The organism is Bacillus sp. AM1(2019) (assembly GCF_009906915.1).
GTDB lineage: Bacteria > Bacillota > Bacilli > Bacillales > Bacillaceae > Bacillus > Bacillus velezensis.
In genome coordinates, this window is sequence record NZ_CP047644.1 from 4,034,293 (window position 1) to 4,053,543 (window position 19,251).

A 19,251-nucleotide genomic window follows, 5' to 3' on the forward strand; every position below is an offset into this window, starting at 1 on the left:
CACGCAAAAGGGGGAGATCACGATGGATGTTGATCAAGGCGGCAATCAACTAAAGCGCACGATGAAAAGCAGGCACTTATTTATGATTTCATTGGGAGGGGTCATCGGCACGGGGCTGTTTTTGAGCACAGGGTATACATTGAGCCAGGCCGGGCCGGGCGGGACGATCGCCGCTTACCTGATCGGCGGCTTGATGATGTATCTTGTCATGCAGTGTCTCGGAGAATTGTCAGTAGCCATGCCTGTGACCGGTTCATTTCAAACGTATGCGACAACGTTTATCGGGCCGTCCACGGGTTTTATGGTCGGTATCATGTATTGGGTGAATTGGGTGGTGACGGTGGGATCGGAGTTTACAGCTTCCGGTATCCTCATGCAGCGCTGGTTTCCCCACAGCAGCGTCTGGATGTGGAGCGCGATTTTCGCGGCTCTCCTTTTTGCCGCCAATGCATTCTCCGTTAAATTGTTTGCAGAAACAGAGTTTTGGTTTTCCAGCGTCAAAATCGTTACCATCCTTTTATTTATCATCTTAGGCGGCGCCGCGATGTTCGGTTTGATTTCATTGCACGGTTCGGGTGAAGCTCCGATGCTGTCAAATTTCACCTCACACGGCGGGCTGTTTCCGAACGGCTTTCTTGCGGTTTTCATCGCAATGATTTCCGTAAGTTTCGCCTTTTCAGGGACGGAGCTGATCGGAATTACCGCGGGTGAAACCGCCAATCCGGCAAAAGATATTCCGCGTTCGATCCGAAATGTCGCCTGGAGAACGGTCATCTTTTTTATCGGCGCCATTTTTGTGCTGTCCGGACTGATCTCCTGGAGGGAAGCCGGTGTGATTGAAAGTCCGTTTGTCGCGGTCTTTTCCCAAATCGGTATCCCATACGCCGCAGATATCATGAACTTCGTGATTTTAACGGCTTTGCTTTCGGTCGCCAACTCCGGACTGTATGCTTCCACCCGGATGCTGTGGTCTCTTGCGAATGAAAACATGATCAGCGCCCGGTTCAAAAAAGTCACGCCGAAAGGCATTCCGCTGAATGCTCTGCTCGCCAGCATGGCCGTTTCCTGCATATCCTTGATCTCAAGCATCGCCGCCCCGGGCACGGTCTACGTGGTGCTTGTGGCAATAGCCGGATTTGCTGGCGTCGTGGTATGGATGAGCATCGCCCTGTCTCAGCTGTTATTTCGAAAACATTATGTGAAAAACGGCGGACGCGTCTCGGATCTGACCTTCCGCACACCGTTATACCCTCTCGTTCCGATCGCCGCTGTGATCTTATGTTTCGCTTCATGCGTAGGCCTTGCATTTGATCCCAATCAAAGAATCGCCCTCTTCTGCGGAATTCCTTGTATGATCCTGTGCTATCTCATTCGTTTTTTGAGAAAGAAACAGCCGAAACAATCCGTCCGTGACATTCATTTGGATAAAACCATGCCATAAAAAAAGGCACATACTGATGAGGTATGTGCCTTTCTTCTCTTATTCCGTAATCAGCGTATGAATCAGTTTCGGCGCTTCCGCTTTTTCTGAGATGCGGATGTTGTCATAGACTTTGGCGGTCACGTCGTCAACGTTTTCGCGGTTGGCGTAAAGGGTGACGAGCGGCTCGCCTTTTTCGACGTTGTCACCGACTTTTTTGCGGAGCATAATGCCGACGGCAAGATCGATTTCGTCCTCTTTTGTCGCACGTCCCGCGCCCAACAGCATCGCTGCGACGCCGATTTCGTCAGCGACGATTTCTGAAACGACACCCGCTTCTTTTGCCGGAACGTCAATTTTGTACGCCGCCTGCGGAAGTTTGGACGGATCGTCAACGACAGAAGCGTCTCCTCCCTGATTGCTCAGGAACTCTTTGAACTTTTCAAGCGCTTTGCCGTTTTTCATGACTTCCTGCAGCTTCGTTCTCGCTTCTTCCAATGTCTCAGCTTTTTTCGCCAATACGACCATTTGGCTGCCGAGCGTGAGGACGAGTTCGTTTAAGTCTTCAGGGCCTTCCCCTCTTAATGTATCAATGGCTTCCTGTACTTCCAGGGCATTCCCGATCGCAAAGCCGAGCGGCTGCGACATGTCAGAAATCACGGCCATCGTCTGGCGGCCGACGTTGTTTCCGATGCGGACCATTGCTTTGGCGAGGTTCACGGCGTCTTCATCCGTTTTCATAAACGCGCCGGCTCCCGTTTTGACGTCAAGCACGATGGCATCTGCTCCGGCGGCGATTTTTTTACTCATAATTGAGCTTGCGATCAGCGGGATGGAGTTCACCGTACCCGTTACATCACGCAGCGCATACAGCTTTTTATCGGCAGGCGTCAAATTGCCGCTTTGTCCGATGACGGCTACTTTGTCGCGGTTCACAAGCTTGATGAATTCATCTTTTGATAATTCCACGTGGAAGCCTTCGATCGCTTCCAGCTTATCAATGGTTCCCCCCGTATGGCCGAGACCGCGGCCGGACATTTTAGCAACGGGAACGCCGAGCGCCGCGACGAGCGGTGCGAGTACGAGAGTTGTCGTGTCGCCGACCCCGCCCGTAGAGTGCTTGTCGACCTTAATGCCTTCAATGGCGGAGAGATCAATCGTTTCTCCTGAATTCACCATCGCCATTGTCAGATCTGCGCGCTCCTGATCTGTCATATCCTGAAAGTAAATCGCCATAGCCAGTGCGCTTGCCTGATAATCAGGGATGCTTCCGTCCGTGTATCCTTTTACGAAAAATTCAATTTCTTCTGTTGTCAGTTCTTTTCCATTTTGTTTTTTTACAATAAGATCTACCATTCTCATGATCTATCACCTGTCCTTCATTTATGTTCAGTGAATCAATCCGACGATCGCCGCTGTCAAGAAGCTGACGAGTGTTGCGCCGTACAGCAGCTTCAGCCCGAACCGCGCGACGACGTTTCCTTGTTTTTCATGCAGCCCTTTCACCGCACCGGTAATGATTCCGATAGAGGAGAAATTCGCGAATGAGACAAGGAATACAGATACCACTGCCTGTGTATGCGCACTGAAATGGAAATCGCCGGATGAGAGTGTCTGCATCGCCACAAATTCATTCGATACCATTTTCGTCGCCATAATGCTTCCGGCGCTCACCGCTTCATTCCACGGAATACCGGTTAAAAACGCAAACGGCGCGAATACATATCCGAGCAGCGCCTGGAATGTAATGCCGAAGACCGCGTTAAAAACGCCGTTGACCAGGGCAATGAGTGCGACAAATCCGATCAGCATCGCCGCTACGACGACGGCGACTCTGAATCCATCCATTATATACTCACCGAGCACTTCAAAAAAGGATTGCTTTTCTTCTTCAGGAACGACGATCAAATCCTCTTCTTTGCTGACGGTGTACGGGTTGATGATAGAAGCGATGATAAATCCGCCGAATAAGTTCAGCACAAGCGCCGTCACGACGTATTCAGGCTTCAGCATCATCATGTAAGAACCGACGATCGACATTGAGACCGTCGACATTGCGGACGCGCAAAGCGTATATAAGCGCTGTTCAGTAAGATAACCGAGCTGTTTTTTCAAACTGATAAAGACTTCTGATTGCCCTAAAATCGCGGATGCAACAGCGTTGTAAGATTCGATTTTCCCCATTCCGTTCACCTTGCTTAACGCAAGACCGATATACTTCGTGATGAAGGGGAGGACCTTCCAATGCTGCAGAATTCCGATTAGAGCGGATATAAAAACGATCGGCAGAAGCACGCTCATGAAGAACGTCGTCTGTTTCGCATTCACAAGCCCGCCGAATACAAAGTTAATCCCTTCTGATGCATATTCCAGCAAGTAGTTAAATCCTTTTGCAAAACCGCCGACAAGAAAATTCCCGATACCGGTGTTGAGGAGAATATAACCGAGAATCAGCTGCAGCACGAGCATGACGGCGATCGGCCGGATTCTGATTCTTTTTTTGCCGTTGCTGGCAAGCCAGGCAAGACCTAAAAACACAATGATTCCGATAATTCCGATGAGATACTTCATATGTGTTCTCCTTTTATTTGTATTCGCTTACAATTTTTTATGCATCAACAAAGAAAGAGGATGGCGGAAGCTTTCAGCTTCCGCACTGCTGATTAATAGTCGCTGCTGCCGCTGTCTCCGCCGCTCACGATAGAGACGCCCGCACTTGCGCCGATCCGGCTCGCGCCCGCAGCGATCATGCTGTCAACATCAGCTTTTGTTCTGATGCCGCCTGATGCTTTGACCCCGATGTCCGGTCCGACTGTTTTTCTCATGAGAGCAATGTCTTCAGCCGTTGCCCCGCCTGTAGAAAAACCGGTAGACGTTTTGACGAAATCTGCGCCTGCGGATACCGCCAAGCGGCACGCGCGCTCTTTTTCTTCATCTGTCAAAAGGCATGTTTCGATGATCACTTTGACGAGCGCTTTTTTATCAGCTGCTTCAACTACCGCGCGGATATCAGCTTCAACCGCTTCATCATCGCCGTCTTTTAATGCGCCGATATTGATGACCATGTCAACCTCAGTTGCCCCTTTTGAGATGGCATCCTTCGTTTCAAATGCTTTTGTTTCCGATGTCGTTGCGCCGAGAGGAAATCCGATAACGGTGCAAACGTCAACTCCAGTGCCTTTCAGTTCCTCCGCTGCGAGTTTGACCCAAGTCGGGTTTACACAAACGGAAACGAATTTATATTCTTTTGCTTCTTTTATCAGTTGTAAAATATCCGCTTTTTGTGTATGCGGTTTCAAAGCAGTATGGTCTATTTGACTTGCAATTGACATTGTATGCACTTCCTTTTTCCTAGGATACGTTTAGAATAACCGAATTTTGAACATATGTAAATTGGTAATTGAAATTATGTTCATGAATTGTCACAATTCTTGAATGAGTTTTTTGGCCGTATGCTGATCGGTAATCAAAACGTTGGCGTACTTTCCTTTCAGGGCACCGTGAATGGCCTTGCATTTTCTGCTGCCGCCCGCCACCAGAATCGAACGCTCTTTCATTTTCAAGTCGCTGAGCTCGACTCCGATCGTCCTGCCGTTAATGCTGCTGCTGCAAATCCTGCCTTCCTCGTCAAAAAAGCGCGAACAAATATCGCCGACTCCGCGTGCTTTCAGCAATTGTTTCTCTTCTTCCCGGAAATAGCCGAGTCTGAAAAGCAGCGCCTCATCCCGGACGGTTCCGACCGTAAACAGGGCGATATTGGCTTGTCTGCCCATTTCAATGATCCGCTTAATATGTCTGTCCCGCTCGACCATCTGTTTCACATCGGCGCTGTCAAATATAACCGGCAGCGGCAAATACCTCGGCATGGTCTGAAATGCTTCGGCGAACAGCTGAATCGTTTCTGACGAATACGTATTGACATTGGAATGACTGATGCCGCCTTTCAGCTGTACGACTTCAACGCTCTTTACCTGCTTCGGCTCCATGCGGCTTGCGATCTGGTACATCGTCGTCCCCCAGCTTACGCCGAGTATATCGCCGTCCTTTACGGTTTTATGCATATAGTCTGCGCCATAGCGGCTTAAGTAATGTGTAATGGCCTGGTAATCGTCGCTTGGAGAAAAGACGACGTGCGCCTCAAGCAGCCCGTATTTTTCTTCCAGCTTCGCGCCGAGTTCGTCCAGGTCCTCAAACGGGTCCATGACGCGAATTTGCACATACCCTTTTTCCTTTGCGTACTGAAGCAGCCTTGAAACGGTGGGGCGTGACAGATCAAGCCGTTCGGCGATCTGCTGCTGGCTGTAATCTGATTGATAATATAGTTTTGCCGCTTCTATGCTGAGCTGCTGTTTTTCACGATCCATGTCGCGCCTCCCCTCTCCGCTTATCATATCACCAAAACACGCGGTAAAAAAGCACCCTCTGATGGGGTGCCTATTTTTTCAGCACAAGCTCCTGAATCGCATGCGCCACGCCGTGTTCGTTATTTGATTTTGTTTCAAAATCGGCAATCTCCCTTACTTCCGGGATGGCATTGGCCATTGCCACACCGCAGCCGGCCCACTGAATCATGGACATGTCGTTGCCGTTATCGCCGATTGCCATGACGTCTTTCTGTTCAATGCCGAGTTTTTCGGCCAGCAGCTTAACCGCGTTTCCTTTACTGACTTTCGGGTGAAGAATCTCATGGAAGAATGGCGCACTTTTGACCATTGTGTATGTTTCTTTGAATGATTCCGGAATGGAAGCGATCGCTTTCTCCAGCTTGTCCGGATCGTCAATGAACATGACTTTCGGAATCAGAATATCCTTCGGCACTTCATCGATCGTGCGGAAATGAAGCGGCACTTTCGTAATGTATGATTCGTATACCGTGTATTCACTGATATCCCGGTTCGGCGTGTACAGATTGGCTGTGTCAAAGTAATGCATCGGAGTATCCAGCTGTAAGCTCAGCTCGTAAAGCGACTTCAAATCCTCATAACCTAATGACTGCTCGGCCACGACACCGTTTGTATACGTATTTTGGACGAGTGCGCCGTTATAGGCAATCACAAAGTCGCCTTCTTCCTGTAAGTTCAGCTCTTCCAAATACCGACGCACGCCGCCGATCGGCCGGCCCGTGCACAGGACGATATTGACCCCTTCCGCTTTGGCGGCATCAAGCGCCCCGCGGACTTCAGCCGTCACTTCATGATGATCGTTTAGTAGTGTTCCGTCCATATCTATTGCGATTAACTTGTACATCCTGCATCTCCTTTGTATCCTTTTCTTCTTATGCTTTCATCATATCGTTTTTTCGTTTCAATGAAAAATCAAACGGACGAGTTTCTCCGCCTTCTCTTCGTATACCGGGCCTGCCTCCGGATGCGGGGCCGTCTTTTCCCCTTGTCAGCTTGTTCGCCGCCGTCATCTGTTTTCTGCTTCAAGAGCATCAGCCCCGCCGCAAAGAAAGGGACGGCCGCTATGTCCAGAAGGGCAAGCTTTATTCCCATCGCTGCGGGAAAGTATGCCCATAATGAACGGCTGTTCCGCCTGATCATGATATAAGAAACGATTTCCAGCAGGATAAACAGAGCGTTCACCCACAAGTAAATGAGCATTGCCGCAAACAGAAACAGCAGAAGCGTATTCCGCAGCGTGCCGGAAAACAGAAGAGCGCGCATCATATCAAAGAATGAAAAAGACTGCATGCTGCCGTTGACGACATTGGGATTGTAAATGGTAAAACGCCCGAACTGATCAAAAAGCATAAAAAATAACCATAACAGTGAAAACCATTGAATGATATGTACGATGACACCCGTCAAAACGAGTCTGTCGGCAGCCTTATTTCTCATGTGCATCCTCCCCGCCGGTTTTTATTCTTGTCATTGTTTTTGTTTCTCCGTATATCTTCCAAATGAGCGTACCGTTTTTTCCTCTTTTCAACGTGCTTTTGACGGGGTGCGGATGGCCGAGGTATTCAATCTCGATCGTCCCGTCCGTGTTTTGTGCGATCACCTTGTACACATCTGAGGGCATGGCAACCTCGCCGCGGCCTTGAATGACCTGCTTAGTCAGCACGCTGTCTTTCGTAAACGTGACGGTTTCAGATCTGACCCCGTCCATCGGGCCCGGTTTCAGCCCCGCATCCCATGTCCCGTAATAAAAAGGGGTATCGTCTGCTTTCTTTTGCGAGCAGCCTGTTATCATGACGCATCCGAAAACAAGAACCGTCATGATGAAAATCCGTATGTTCCGCAACATGATCACCTTCCTTTGAAGCTTTTTACGCCTGTAACTTAGGCGGATGCCGTGGCACTGTGCAATTGACTACATAGTGTATAAAGACTTCACTAGATAAGGAGAATGATGAATGAACCCATATCAGTACTACACCCCATCTGCCTATTTCCCTCAGCAGCAGGAATACGAAGTGAGCCGCGTTGAGTATGAGCCGTATCAGCAGCAGGAAAGCTATTATTATGCGCCCCCTCAGTCCGAAGAGCGGCAGCCGACAGGTTTAGAACGGAGAGTTGCCCAGCTTGAAAGACAAAACGCCCAGCAAACGAGAGAGCTCACCCGCCTCTCACAAGAAGACCAGCGCCAAAACCGGGAAATCACGCGTATGAATGAGCAGATCAGACGGCTGAGCCAGTCCATTGAAATCCATACCCGCCGCTTAAACCGTTTGAATCAGCGCCTGCGCGCAGTCGAAAACAGACTCAATATTCCTTTTCACGCTACAGAAGGCGGCTTCTGAGAAAAAGGGCCGGAATACAAAGCTCGACAGGCCATCCCGAGCCTTGTATTCCGCTCTGTACATAACAGGTAAATATTTGAATCCTTTTCTTGCATGAATGCCTCTCCTATTCTTTCACATGATAAATGTGTAAAATCAATCACTCCGGGAGGTCTTCATGATGTATCAAAACCAATACAGCGGAAATCAGCTGCAGCAATGCCGCCAAACAGCACAGCAGCTTATTCAGCAGACACAGCAAAGCAGTCAGCAGTACAAGCAAATGCTCCAGCAGGAACAGCAAAACATTCAAATGCTTCAGCAGATGCTTAACCATGAACAGCATGCCGTTCATACCATTCAGCAAGCGCTGCAGGGGCATGAAGCGGCCATTCAGAAATGCCAGCAAATCGTAAATGTGTGCAATCAGCTTCAGCAGGAAGTAAGCGGACACATGCCTGCACCGATGGCAAACGCTAATGTTTCTTCATTCCCGCAAACACAGCATCACACACCGTTTCAGCAGCATTCATACCAGCAATAGGCCGGTCATGCAAATGACAAAGCGCAAGATACCGGCTTTGTCATTTGTTTTTATCTCTGTTTTGTCAGATCAATGCGATGAGCGGGTTTTCCGCCGAATTTTGCTTCCGCCTCATGCCTTACCGCTTCAAACGCTCTTGCTTCGACGTTTTGTTTAAACACATCAAGCTGTATCAAATAAGCCGCCCGCACTTTCAGCCCGTGGATGATGGAGATGACCCATAAAGGCAGCACGATATACACGCCCGGCGTGCTCGGCAGCACAAAAGCAATTGCTAAAATAATAAAATAGATAAGTCCGTATTTCAGCCATTTTTTGTTCTTGGCCCGGTAGCCGATATAGAAAAAGGCCAAGAAAGCGGTCAGCGCAAACGGCGCAAAAGTCAGCAGCAGCCACCAGCTGTGCAGCACTTCCCACCAAGTCCCTCTTTTCGTAATCAACATTCATTCCTCCTCCTTTACTACTATAACATGGATAATCAAGGAAGGTTTTCTATAAAAAACATAGACGGAATGACGTCTTCCTGCTATATTAATAATGATAATCATTATCACTGGAATAGGGGGATCATTATGAAGAAACAATCATGGCTGATCGGCCTGGCACTTCTGCTTGTTTTCGCTTTAAGCGCTTGCAGCGGCGCGAAGGAAAACAACGGATCGGCATCAGGCAAAGGAAAGACAGACATGCGTACATATGAATCAACAAAAGGAAATATTGACATACCCGCACATCCGAAACGGATCGTCACTGACTTTTATGCAGGTGAGCTGCTGTCCGTTGACGCAAATGTCGTGGGGGCGGGCTCATGGGCTTTCAAAAATCCGTTTATCAAAAAACAGCTGAAAAACATCACAGACATCGGCAATCCCGTCAATGTGGAGAAAGTGATGCAGCTGAAGCCTGATTTAATTGTGCTGATGAAGGATGACCAATACGAGAAACTATCGAAAATCGCACCGACGATTGTCATTCCTTTTAACACCGCAAAGAATACGAAAGATACGGTCAGCCTATTCGGCGACATTGCCGGGGCGAAGGATAAAGCCAAAAGCTTTATGGCAGACTTCAACAAAAAAGCCGAAGCGAATCAAAAGCGCCTCAAAAACGTGATCGGCAAAGACGAGACAGTCGGCCTTTATGAAACGACGGATAAAGGCGAAATCTGGATTTTCAATGACAATTCCGGCCGCGGCGGCCAAGCCGTTTATAACGCGCTCGGATTGAAAGCGCCGGCCAAAATTGAAAAAGACATCATGAAAACGGGCGCCATGAAACAGGTTTCCCAAGAGGTCATCCCTCAATATGCGGCTGATTATATGTTCATTACCGATTACAATCCGAATGGAGAAAGCAAAACATTTGAGCGTCTGAAAGATTCATCCGTTTGGAAAAATCTCGATGCTGTAAAAAACAATCGTGTCTTTATCAACGATTTCAACACCTTCTATCCTTATGACCCGATTGCCGTCAGCAAACAGATGGATATCATCACCGACATGCTGATCAAACGGGCTGAAGAAAATAAAAAATAAAAAAAACGGCACAGTCATGACACTGTGCCGTTTTTCCTGTTCACTTTAATTTTGACTGTACGGAGCCCGGCATATCTTCAAACCTGACTTCTTCCCAGGTCTCGACATACTTTCCTTTCGCCTTCACCTTCAAATACGCGTTCTTCCGAAGGTCTTTCGCGGCGTAAAAGGTCACTTCTTCTTTTTTCCCGGATGCGTTGTATCCGTCTAATGTATACTCAGTACCGCCCGGGCTAAGATGTTTGCCATCTCGATCAATCTGTACATAAACATCTTGCTGGTGAATAAACGGATTAAATCTGTCTGTAACATCGTTATGAAAAAAGAGAAGTCCGAATATGACGGCAGCGGCCGCCAAGACGGCCAGGATTGCCAATGCTTTTTTCATCTGTACACTCCCCTTACTTGTTCATTTTTTTCAAATAGCTTGACCGCACTGTGAGGAAGAACAGAAGCTGAAAAATGAAAAACCCTCCGATAGTGAAACTGAGCGGCCCCGCTACATCGGAATAGCCTTCCACGGCCAATGTTCTCAAGGCAAACAGCGTATGCATGACGGCGATGACAAATGGAAAGAAGAAGAGAATCGCCAATTGTATCGTCACGCTTTGTGACATTTCACGCTCACTCAGACCGATTTTGGCTAATGACCGGTAGCGCTCCCGGTCCTCATCTACATCGGTGAACAGCCTGAAATATAAGAAACTTGCTGCCGCGACAAAGAATACAATTGCGATAAACAGGCCGATAAATAAACTCAGGCTCGGCAGCTGCACCGTATCATAGTAGGTGCCGGCTTTTGCCACAAAATCAGAATGCACGTCGATATAGTTGCCGTAAATCTCATTTTTCAAGGATTGGCTGATCCCAAGACTGTCTTTCCAATGATCATAGCTGTAGCCGTATAATGACGCTTTTTCACCGAGTGATTTAAGCTGATCAAAGGTTTGATCGTTCACCGCGATGATGGCATTTAATGAAATCAGCGGTTTTTCGACTTCTTTTACCGTCAGTTTTTGGTCAGACGGCTTGCCTTTTTGGTTCAGCAGCTTCAGCTGATCCGGTGCTTTGTTTTTGAAATTCCGGTCATACGTACCCGGGAAATAGACAGCCTCATCATGTTTCAGGCCGTTCAGCTTGACATGGAAGTATGTTGACACATCCGATTCGCTGATCATGTAAACAGGCGGAACAGTATCCCCTTCCTGATAGCGAATATAGGAAACATTTATTTTGTCTTTCTTATACGTAAAGCCGTGTGTTTTCAGTTCATGGTCAATTTTTTTCAAATGAGTCTGTTCTTTTGGGTTGCCGCTGTAAGATAAATACTCCATCTCATAAGCGGACTCTTCCGCCCCGACGGTCGATTTGTACATCGCGAGCACGCCCGTCGCCGTAAACGCTACCGCGGAAATAATGCTGACAATAAAGAACAGGCGGGCGTTGTCTTTTAAACGATAAACAAGATCAGAAACCCAAATGACATTTTTCCCGCGCAGATAAAAGGTTTTCCACTTCTTCAGCGCGCGCAGAATCCAGATGCTGCTTTGGCTGAAAAAGAAATACGTGCCGATGACGGTAAGCAGTAAAATGATGAACGGTTGAGTCCCGTGGACATTGCCTTTAAGGACCATGCCGTACCCGCCGCACAGGCAGGCGATGCCGAATATAGACAGAAGCACGGACGGCTTCGGCTCCGGCTTGATCTTGTCAGTGCCCTTTATTAATTTGATCACCGTATTTGATCTGACAAAAAGGATCGTAAACTGCGATAAAAGGAAAAATAAGAGCAGAAATCCGCCGGCCGTAATGCCGAGCGCTTTCCAAGGCATGTACAGAGGCAGCGCGTCCATTTCTAAAATATAAGCGCCGACCGTAAAGAACGTTTTCGAAAAAATGAAGCCTCCGATAATCCCCGCTGCGATCGACATGACGCCGATGATCATGTTTTCCGCCGTAATGAGCTTTCTCAGCTGCACCGGCGTGATGCCCTGCATCAGCAGGATGCCGAATTCTTTATTTCTCGATTTCAAAAATGCGTTAACCGAATACAGAACAAATAAGAAAGAAAAAACAAAGATCATCCATTCCGCAGCGGTTAAGCCTTTTTTGGCGATATTATTCAGGTAGCCTTCCTTTAGTGCCGGATGAAACAGGAACATCGCAAAGGTAAAGAAAATCAAAACGGAAAAAGCGCTGCTTAAAAAGAAAGCAAGATAGGCCCTTTTGTTTCTCGTGACGTTTTTATAAGCGAACTGAAGAAAGGTCATTTGCGTTTCCCCCCAGCATAGACAGCACATCAAGAATCTGCTCATAAAAGACTTGGCGGTTTTCCCCGCGGTAAATCTCATTAAACAGTTCGCCGTCTTTTATAAAGATGACGCGGCGGCAGTAGCTTGCAGCAACCGGATCATGGGTCACCATCAAAGCCGTGATATGATCATCCTGATTCAGACTCTGCATCGTTTCCATGACGTCTTTTGACGCTTTGGAATCAAGGTTTCCCGTCGGTTCATCGGCCAGAATGAGTGACGGCTTATGAATGACCGCTCTTGCGATGGCGGCCCGCTGGCGCTGTCCGCCGGATACTTCAAACGTCCGTTTGTTGAGCAGGTCTTCGATTCCGAGCTTTGCCGCGATGCCGTGCAGTTTTTCTTCCATGACAGACGGCGCTTCTTTTTCAAGCGTTAACGGAAGCATGATATTTTCACCGATTGTCAGTGTGTCCAGAAGGTTGAAATCCTGAAACACAAATCCGAGCTGCTTGCGGCGGAAATGAGCGAGCTTTGTCCGCTTCAGGCGGTGCGGGTTTTCTCCGTGAATCAGGATATCGCCTGAATCCGGACGGTCAATCGTTGAAATGATATTCAAAAGCGTTGTTTTTCCGGAGCCGGACGGTCCCATCACCGCCGTGAACCCGCCTTCTTCTATTGAAAATGAAATTTGCTTTAAGGCCTGATAGGACACTTGTCCTTTATAGGTTTTATTTATATGTTTGACTTCAAGCATATTCGCCATGAAAATCCTCCTTATGGTTTTATTCTTGTTGATCTGGGATGCTTTCATGTAGTGCCGGGACGTTCAACATAAAAATCCCCTTGACATAAATCCATGTTATCAAGGGGAAACAAAGCGGGCTATGTTGTTTTCTTAACGCAGCCTTACATTTTTGTAAGAAATGAAAATCGAACTGAAGTCCCTTCACCGGGAGACGAGCTGATGTCCACCGTATGATTGAGCTTATCTGTAATTTCTTTGACGAGATGGAGGCCAATTCCCGTAGATTCTTGGAAACGCCGCCCGTTTTCACCGGTGTAATAAGGGTCAAACACCCGCTTGATGTCTTGCGAGGGAATCCCGACACCGTTATCTTTGACTTCAAGCACCGTCCTGTCTTCATCGCGGAAGACATTCAGCTCAAGTCTGTCACTCTTGCCTGCCGAATACTTGACCGCATTTGTGACCACTTGGCCGATCGCAAATTTGAGCCATTTCGCATCGGTGTAAATCTGATGATCATCGCGAATGTCCATTTTCGGATAAACGCGGTATTGAATAAAAAATCGTTTATAACTTTGAATAACTGATTGGAGAAGCTCTGATAAGGAAACCGCTTCGACTTTAAAATCCCGCTCAAACAGGTCAAGCCTTGATGAATAAAGAAGCGTCTCCAGCCCGAATTCAATCTGCCGAACCTCTTTTTTGATTTGTTCAAAGACGGGCTCATCCTCTTCCTGAATGATTAAATTAATGACCGACAGCGGCGTCTTTACTTGGTGCACCCATTGATTCATATACGTCACCCGCGCGTCAAGCTTGGCTTCGGTCTCATGAAGCTTCTGGTGCTGCAGCCGGATCAGCTCCATCTGCTTTTCATACAGCTCTGAACAAAACACCGAAGAACCGAGATACGGGATGTCCGTCCCTTCCTGCTCCGAGCTGAGCCAATGATACACGCCGCGGTCTTTGTACCAGCGGTAGGCAAGATAACCCGCCAAAATAAGAAGCTGCACGCCCAATATGTAAAACAGGTGGGAAAAAGAATGAAGACCCGCAAACCAGTAATAAAAGAAGACAAACAGCCCTTGAAGGAGAAAAAGCAGAATCAGCACGGCATGAGACCGGAGAAACAGCTTCATGACAGCGCCCTCAGCTGGTAGCCTTCGCCCCGCACCGATTCAATGGAAACAGGCGCATTCAGCTCCCGCAGTTTTTTTCTGAGCCGCGTGATATACACGTTAAGCGTATTATCATCGACGAAAACGTCGGTGTCCCACGTCTTTTCCATGAGACGGTCCCGACTCGTCACCTTTTCTCCCCGCTCCAGCAGCACTTCCAAAAGCTTGCTTTCTTTCTTAGAAAGCTCGCTTTTTTCGTCCTGAAAGCGCAGTTCAAACCGTTCCACAAATAGCTGCACACCGGCATATTCAACCACTTTCTCTCCCTGCTTGGCGGCGTACTCTCCGTATGCCCTGCGGATCTGGCTTTTGATTTTCGCCAGCACAATATCATAAGAAAACGGTTTTTCGATATAATCATCTCCGCCGTTTTCAATCGCCATCACCTGATCCATTTCCCCGCTTCTGGCTGAGATAAAAATGATCGGGCTTGTAGAATGCTGGCGGATCTGGCGGCACCAATAATAGCCGTCATAAGACGGCAGGTTGATATCAAGCAGCACCACATCAGGCTTTTCCCGCAAAAAAACATCAAGAACAGCCGTGAAATCCGCGGCGGCCACGGTTTGATATCCGTATTTTTCAAGGTAATTCTGCAATAGTCCGCGAATGTCTTCACTATCTTCCACAATCATGATTTTATTCATGCAACCATCCTCCAAAAGGATACGGCTTTTCGGAGCCCTCATTATTTGATGCCCCCATCATAATGCTTTCATCGGTTCTCTGCAACATGAGAAAGCGGGCCTTTATAAAAGACCCGCTTCTCCCTTTCTCAATGTAAGATCGATTATTTCTAATTGACATTGTTATACTTAGATGGCGGACTCGGAAAGGTCATTTTAAATCTTGTGCCAACTCCCGGCTGACTATATATATCAATATTTCCCCCATGTGCCTTGATAATTTGTTGAGCAATAGCCATTCCTAATCCAGTCCCTGAGTTATTTGACGAAGCGCTTATCCCTCTGAAATACCGATCAAATAAACATTCAACCGTCTCTTCGTCCATTCCTATCCCATCGTCTTCTATTATAATTTGTATTTCATTGTCATGTAACACGTCCTGATATAATATGACCTTTATTTTAGTGCCCGGAGGATTATGTTTAATACAATTAGCAATCAAGTTTTCAACTGCGCGCTTTAGGTACCTTTCATCCATATTAAAAAGTATCTTATTGTGACTGGATTCTAAAGCGAATCTCTTATTTTCTGACTCCGGTAGCAGCTTCATTTTTTCTAAAGTGTCATGAATTACTTTCACTACGTTTTTTTCTTCAAGATGGATTGGAAGCGACTCATTTTTCAATTGAAAAGTTAAGTTGAAATCTTCAATCAGCTTTTCCATATATTCGACACGTTCTTCCATTATTAAGGAAAAATCACGCACTTGCTGATTTTCCCACTCATATTCATTTGAAGATAAAAGAACCGTATATCCCTTAATAACCGAAAGAGGGGTTTTTAAATCATGTGAGACACCGGCCATCCACTCTTCTCGTGTCTTTTCCAATAATTCTCGCTCAGCCTTATTCCTTTGAAGCGTTGAGGTAAGTTCAGACAGAGCCTGCATTAATTCTTGATAGGTCTTATATCCAGATTTATTATGTCTATATTTGCTTGAATGAAACTTCCAATCATAAGGTTCTTCATATTTTTCTTTAGACAAATTCTCAATCCAAGATACAATAAACAGCAGGGGAGCACCTAGTTTTTTTCCGTAAAATATTGCAATGACAATCCCTGCCATAATAATAGAAACTATCCACAAGTTATTCACCCAATAGAAAAAAGGGTTATTTTTTTCCATCGGCTTTCCCAATACCCATGTTAAATCCTGATTGTTTTTCGTTTCATACCACGTAGATAATTGATAACCTTTTTTGGCAGGATACATGTAATCTGATATTAACTCTCCAAGAATATAATGCTTAGGTATATTTTTAGGTTTATTAAAAGAAAAAACCTCATCTCCTTGTTCATCTAAAATTTGAATCCACATCCGGTTCTCTAATAAATCTTCTTTTGCTTTCGTATTTATTGAAAATTGTTTATCTGCAACAACTGTTTGGTCAACAATTTTTTTTAAGGATAAGTGCGGCGTTTCCATTTTATTCTGACCTAAGACGAGGCTGAAAAATATGATACTGCCCACAATGAGCAGACCCCAAATAAACATGAGTAAAAAAAGTCTCGATACGAAGTAAAATGCTATCCTATTTCTCAGCTTCAAAATAAATCCTCATCTATAAGCTCTGCTTCAAATATATAGCCCTGTCCTCGAACCGTTTTAATCCATCTTGGTCTGCTCGGGTCTTCCTCTAATTTTTCACGTAATCGTCTTACATGTACCATTACAGTACTATCTCCGCCATAAAACTCCCCCCACACATCTTTATAAATTTGGTGTTTACTTAAAATTTGATTGGGATGTTCACAGAAATAAATCAGAAGTTTCATTTCCTGAGCAGGGCAATCTATTCTTGTCCCGTTAACAACAAGTCTTCCGGTATTGGGATCTATTTTAAAATATTCATAATCGTATACCTGTTTTAGAGGGTAAGAAGAAGAGAGTTGAGTCGTTCTCTTTAATTGGGCTTTTACACGAGCTACAATTTCTAGTGGATTAAATGGTTTAGTAATATAGTCATCTCCCCCAAAACTAAACCCTTGCAATTTATCTAAATCTGTTGTTTTTGCCGTTAAGAAGAGTATCGGCACATTTGTATGCGAGCGTATTTTGCTGCATAAGGTGAAGCCATCAGTGTCCGGAAGCATGACATCTAATAAAATAATATTTGGAAGTTTCTGATCGATTTTCAGAAGGGTTTCGCTCCCTGTCATAGCTGTGGAAATATTGCTGAAACCTTCCTTTTCAAAGCAAGTTATTAATAAGTTTAAGATATGTTCGTCATCATCCACCATGAGGATTTTGTTCTCTTCTAACGTCATAAGTTACCCTCCTTTTTTTCTCATTTTAAATGAAATCGAATACATAAGAGTTGGAAAAGGAAAGAATTTAGCTTTTGTTTAGATTTCAGAATATTCTTATCAAATAATCAATTTTACTATATGCAGTCAATAAACCATGGATGTCGTTAAGTGAATGTTTAGGAAGAGTTTCATTTGTGTTTAAAGAACATCGCTTATGATAAAAGTGAGGTGAGAGACAAATGAATGATCAAATAGTGGTAACACACGATCTGACTAAAAAGTATAAAAAGCATACTTCTGTTGATGGATTAAACTTAAGGATTAGGCGCGGCGAAATTTATGGTTTTCTTGGACCGAATGGTGCTGGTAAAACAACAACCATCCGAATGTTATTAGGTTTAATTAAACCAACAAAAGGAAACATCGAAATCTTTGGCCAAAACCTAAACAAGAATCGTTTGCAGATATTGCAAAGAATCGGGTCACTGGTAGAATCTCCAACTTATTATGGTAATTTAACAGGTTACGAAAACTTAGAAGCTGTTAGGAGGTTACGAGGACTTCCGGAACAACGGGTCAATGAAGTATTGGAAACTGTAAGGTTATCTAAAGTAGCAAATCGACTGACTAAGGAGTATTCCCTTGGAATGAAACAACGTTTGGGAATTGCAGTTGCCCTGTTAAGCAGTCCTGATTTATTAATTCTGGATGAACCGACAAATGGTTTAGATCCATCCGGTATCCAAGAAATAAGAGAGCTAATTAAAGAATTGCCTAAATCGGGAATGAGTGTTATTGTATCCAGCCACTTATTGAGTGAAATAGATCAAATGGCTACTCAAGTGGGAATTATCAACAATGGAAAAATGATTTTTCAGGACTCAATTGCAAGTTTACATCAAAAAAGAAAACCACTATTAAAAGTCGGTGTTAGTGACGTAATCGAAGCAAAAACAATATTAAACAGGAAAGGATTAAAGGTTGATTTACAAAAAAATTATTTGTGGCTGTCTCAAACAGAACCGGAATTCGTTTCAGAAATCAATTCCATACTTCTTCATTCAGGGCTGTCTGTATTTCGACTTGAAGAAAAGACACGATCACTTGAGGATATTTTTTTAGAATTAACCGGTACAGAGGGAAGTCTATGAAAAAGTTATTATGGGCAGATCAATTAAAACTGAAACGTTCGTCGTTATTGATTGTAGTCTTATTGGTTCCCTTACTCATTATAGCATATGAGTTGGTAAATCTTACTTATCGATCTGAATACGTGGAAAAACAAGCTGAAATGTTCCATGCTGGATCAATGTGGATGTATTTACTGTATGATAACAGTTTGTTATTTGGTCTGGGTTTTCCATTAGCCGCCACACTTTCTGCGTCAATAATAGCAAATATAGAGCATCAAGCAAACGGATGGAAGCAAACCCTTTCTTTTCCTGTATCTAGAACGCGAATTTATGTAAGTAAATTTATTTGCTTAGTAGTCAGTTTATTTATTTCGTCAACAATCTTCTTGCTCGGCATGGTACTGCTGGGCAAACTGGTAGGATTCGAAGGTAGTGTACCTTGGGGACTTTTGTTTGGAGATAGTTACAGCATGTTAGTTACAGTACTGCCTATAACGGCATTCCAGATATGGTTATCTATGGTGTTTAGCAACCAAGCATTCTCAATTCTTGTAGGATCAGTATCATCTATAATGGGTTTGTTTTTGGCAGCTGCTCAATCAACGAGATGGTTTCCGCTGGCTTATCCTAGTCAATCTTCGACAGTCATTCTGCAGTATGAAGGTATAGGATATAACCCAGATCTTTCATCTTACCTTTGCATTAGCCTTTTCTTAGGGATAATTATATTATTTCTAGGCTCTATTCATTTTGCTAAACGGGATGCTTTGTAAAAAGGAG

At 45.3% G+C, this 19,251-nt stretch carries 21 protein-coding genes; 6 read left to right on the plus strand and 15 right to left on the minus strand.

Features of this window, described 5'->3' with window-relative positions; translation table 11 throughout:
• Window positions 1-22 precede the first annotated feature (22 nt).
• A complete protein-coding gene (locus GNE05_RS20060) occupies window positions 23-1,441 on the plus strand; it encodes an amino acid permease (protein WP_014419271.1) in 1,419 nt (472 codons plus the stop codon).
• A 39-nt stretch (window positions 1,442-1,480) separates the two neighbouring features.
• On the opposite strand, the gene GNE05_RS20065 is transcribed toward GNE05_RS20060, so the two are convergent.
• The 7 genes from GNE05_RS20065 to GNE05_RS20095 form a co-directional block, all read right to left on the minus strand.
• Window positions 1,481-2,782, minus strand: a complete 1,302-nt coding sequence (locus GNE05_RS20065) for a pyrimidine-nucleoside phosphorylase (protein WP_071182079.1) — start codon at window positions 2,780-2,782, stop codon at window positions 1,481-1,483.
• A gap of 27 nt (window positions 2,783-2,809) precedes the next feature.
• Window positions 2,810-3,991: a NupC/NupG family nucleoside CNT transporter gene (locus tag GNE05_RS20070; RefSeq protein ID WP_004393280.1), complete on the minus strand. Its 1,182-nt coding sequence runs from the start codon at window positions 3,989-3,991 to the stop codon at window positions 2,810-2,812.
• A 92-nt stretch (window positions 3,992-4,083) separates the two neighbouring features.
• Window positions 4,084-4,752: a deoxyribose-phosphate aldolase gene (gene deoC, locus GNE05_RS20075; RefSeq protein WP_160183142.1), complete on the minus strand. Its 669-nt coding sequence runs from the start codon at window positions 4,750-4,752 to the stop codon at window positions 4,084-4,086.
• Between the two features lie 90 nt (window positions 4,753-4,842).
• The gene (locus tag GNE05_RS20080) at window positions 4,843-5,784 is read right to left on the minus strand and encodes a DNA-binding transcriptional repressor DeoR (RefSeq protein ID WP_007407818.1); all 942 of its coding nucleotides are present in this window, start codon (window positions 5,782-5,784) and stop codon (window positions 4,843-4,845) included.
• A gap of 70 nt (window positions 5,785-5,854) precedes the next feature.
• Window positions 5,855-6,667, minus strand: coding sequence for a sugar-phosphatase (gene yidA, locus GNE05_RS20085; RefSeq protein WP_015240895.1), 813 nt, complete (start codon window positions 6,665-6,667; stop codon window positions 5,855-5,857).
• Window positions 6,668-6,735: 68 nt separating this feature from the next.
• Window positions 6,736-7,260 carry a hypothetical protein gene (locus GNE05_RS20090; RefSeq protein ID WP_015240896.1) on the minus strand — a complete coding sequence of 175 codons (525 nt, stop codon included), beginning with the start codon at window positions 7,258-7,260 and terminating at the stop codon, window positions 6,736-6,738.
• Window positions 7,250-7,669 (minus strand): lipocalin family protein, encoded by a 420-nt coding sequence (locus GNE05_RS20095; RefSeq protein ID WP_021494681.1) that lies wholly within the window; start codon window positions 7,667-7,669, stop codon window positions 7,250-7,252. Before GNE05_RS20095 ends, GNE05_RS20090 begins: the two co-directional genes overlap by 11 nt.
• Window positions 7,670-7,778: 109 nt before the next feature.
• On the opposite strand from GNE05_RS20095, the gene GNE05_RS20100 reads away from it, so the two are divergent.
• The gene (locus GNE05_RS20100) at window positions 7,779-8,165 is read left to right on the plus strand and encodes a hypothetical protein (RefSeq protein WP_061861682.1); all 387 of its coding nucleotides are present in this window, start codon (window positions 7,779-7,781) and stop codon (window positions 8,163-8,165) included.
• 160 nt (window positions 8,166-8,325) lie between these two features.
• Entirely contained in the window at window positions 8,326-8,688 is a 363-nt protein-coding gene (locus tag GNE05_RS20105; RefSeq protein ID WP_007407823.1) for a hypothetical protein, read from the plus strand.
• A 50-nt stretch (window positions 8,689-8,738) separates the two neighbouring features.
• On the opposite strand, the gene GNE05_RS20110 is transcribed toward GNE05_RS20105, so the two are convergent.
• Window positions 8,739-9,131 carry a hypothetical protein gene (locus tag GNE05_RS20110; RefSeq protein ID WP_007407824.1) on the minus strand — a complete coding sequence of 131 codons (393 nt, stop codon included), beginning with the start codon at window positions 9,129-9,131 and terminating at the stop codon, window positions 8,739-8,741.
• Between the two features lie 129 nt (window positions 9,132-9,260).
• On the opposite strand from GNE05_RS20110, the gene GNE05_RS20115 reads away from it, so the two are divergent.
• Window positions 9,261-10,223, plus strand: a complete 963-nt coding sequence (locus GNE05_RS20115) for an iron-hydroxamate ABC transporter substrate-binding protein (RefSeq protein ID WP_043020879.1) — start codon at window positions 9,261-9,263, stop codon at window positions 10,221-10,223.
• A 40-nt stretch (window positions 10,224-10,263) separates the two neighbouring features.
• On the opposite strand, the gene GNE05_RS20120 is transcribed toward GNE05_RS20115, so the two are convergent.
• The 7 genes from GNE05_RS20120 to GNE05_RS20150 form a co-directional block, all read right to left on the minus strand.
• Window positions 10,264-10,611 carry a YxeA family protein gene (locus GNE05_RS20120; protein ID WP_060562329.1) on the minus strand — a complete coding sequence of 116 codons (348 nt, stop codon included), beginning with the start codon at window positions 10,609-10,611 and terminating at the stop codon, window positions 10,264-10,266.
• A 13-nt stretch (window positions 10,612-10,624) separates the two neighbouring features.
• Complete coding sequence (yxdM, locus tag GNE05_RS20125) at window positions 10,625-12,493, minus strand: ABC transporter permease YxdM (RefSeq protein ID WP_160183143.1); 1,869 nt, start codon at window positions 12,491-12,493, stop codon at window positions 10,625-10,627.
• Complete coding sequence (yxdL, locus tag GNE05_RS20130; protein WP_007614823.1) at window positions 12,468-13,241, minus strand: ABC transporter ATP-binding protein YxdL; 774 nt, start codon at window positions 13,239-13,241, stop codon at window positions 12,468-12,470. Before yxdL ends, yxdM begins: the two co-directional genes overlap by 26 nt.
• Before the next feature lie 143 nt (window positions 13,242-13,384).
• Entirely contained in the window at window positions 13,385-14,362 is a 978-nt protein-coding gene (yxdK, locus tag GNE05_RS20135; RefSeq protein WP_061861685.1) for a two-component system sensor histidine kinase YxdK, read from the minus strand.
• Entirely contained in the window at window positions 14,359-15,048 is a 690-nt protein-coding gene (yxdJ, locus tag GNE05_RS20140) for a two-component system response regulator YxdJ (protein WP_021494677.1), read from the minus strand. Before yxdJ ends, yxdK begins: the two co-directional genes overlap by 4 nt.
• A 149-nt stretch (window positions 15,049-15,197) precedes the next feature.
• Complete coding sequence (locus GNE05_RS20145) at window positions 15,198-16,637, minus strand: sensor histidine kinase (RefSeq protein WP_061861686.1); 1,440 nt, start codon at window positions 16,635-16,637, stop codon at window positions 15,198-15,200.
• On the minus strand, window positions 16,634-17,356 hold the full coding sequence (locus GNE05_RS20150) for a response regulator transcription factor (protein WP_160183144.1): 723 nt from the start codon (window positions 17,354-17,356) through the stop codon (window positions 16,634-16,636). Before GNE05_RS20150 ends, GNE05_RS20145 begins: the two co-directional genes overlap by 4 nt.
• A gap of 221 nt (window positions 17,357-17,577) precedes the next feature.
• On the opposite strand from GNE05_RS20150, the gene GNE05_RS20155 reads away from it, so the two are divergent.
• Together GNE05_RS20155 and GNE05_RS20160 are read left to right on the plus strand one after the other, a co-directional pair.
• Window positions 17,578-18,489: an ABC transporter ATP-binding protein gene (locus tag GNE05_RS20155; RefSeq protein WP_160183145.1), complete on the plus strand. Its 912-nt coding sequence runs from the start codon at window positions 17,578-17,580 to the stop codon at window positions 18,487-18,489.
• Window positions 18,486-19,244 (plus strand): ABC transporter permease, encoded by a 759-nt coding sequence (locus tag GNE05_RS20160; protein WP_160183146.1) that lies wholly within the window; start codon window positions 18,486-18,488, stop codon window positions 19,242-19,244. Before GNE05_RS20155 ends, GNE05_RS20160 begins: the two co-directional genes overlap by 4 nt.
• Window positions 19,245-19,251: the final 7 nt, after the last annotated feature.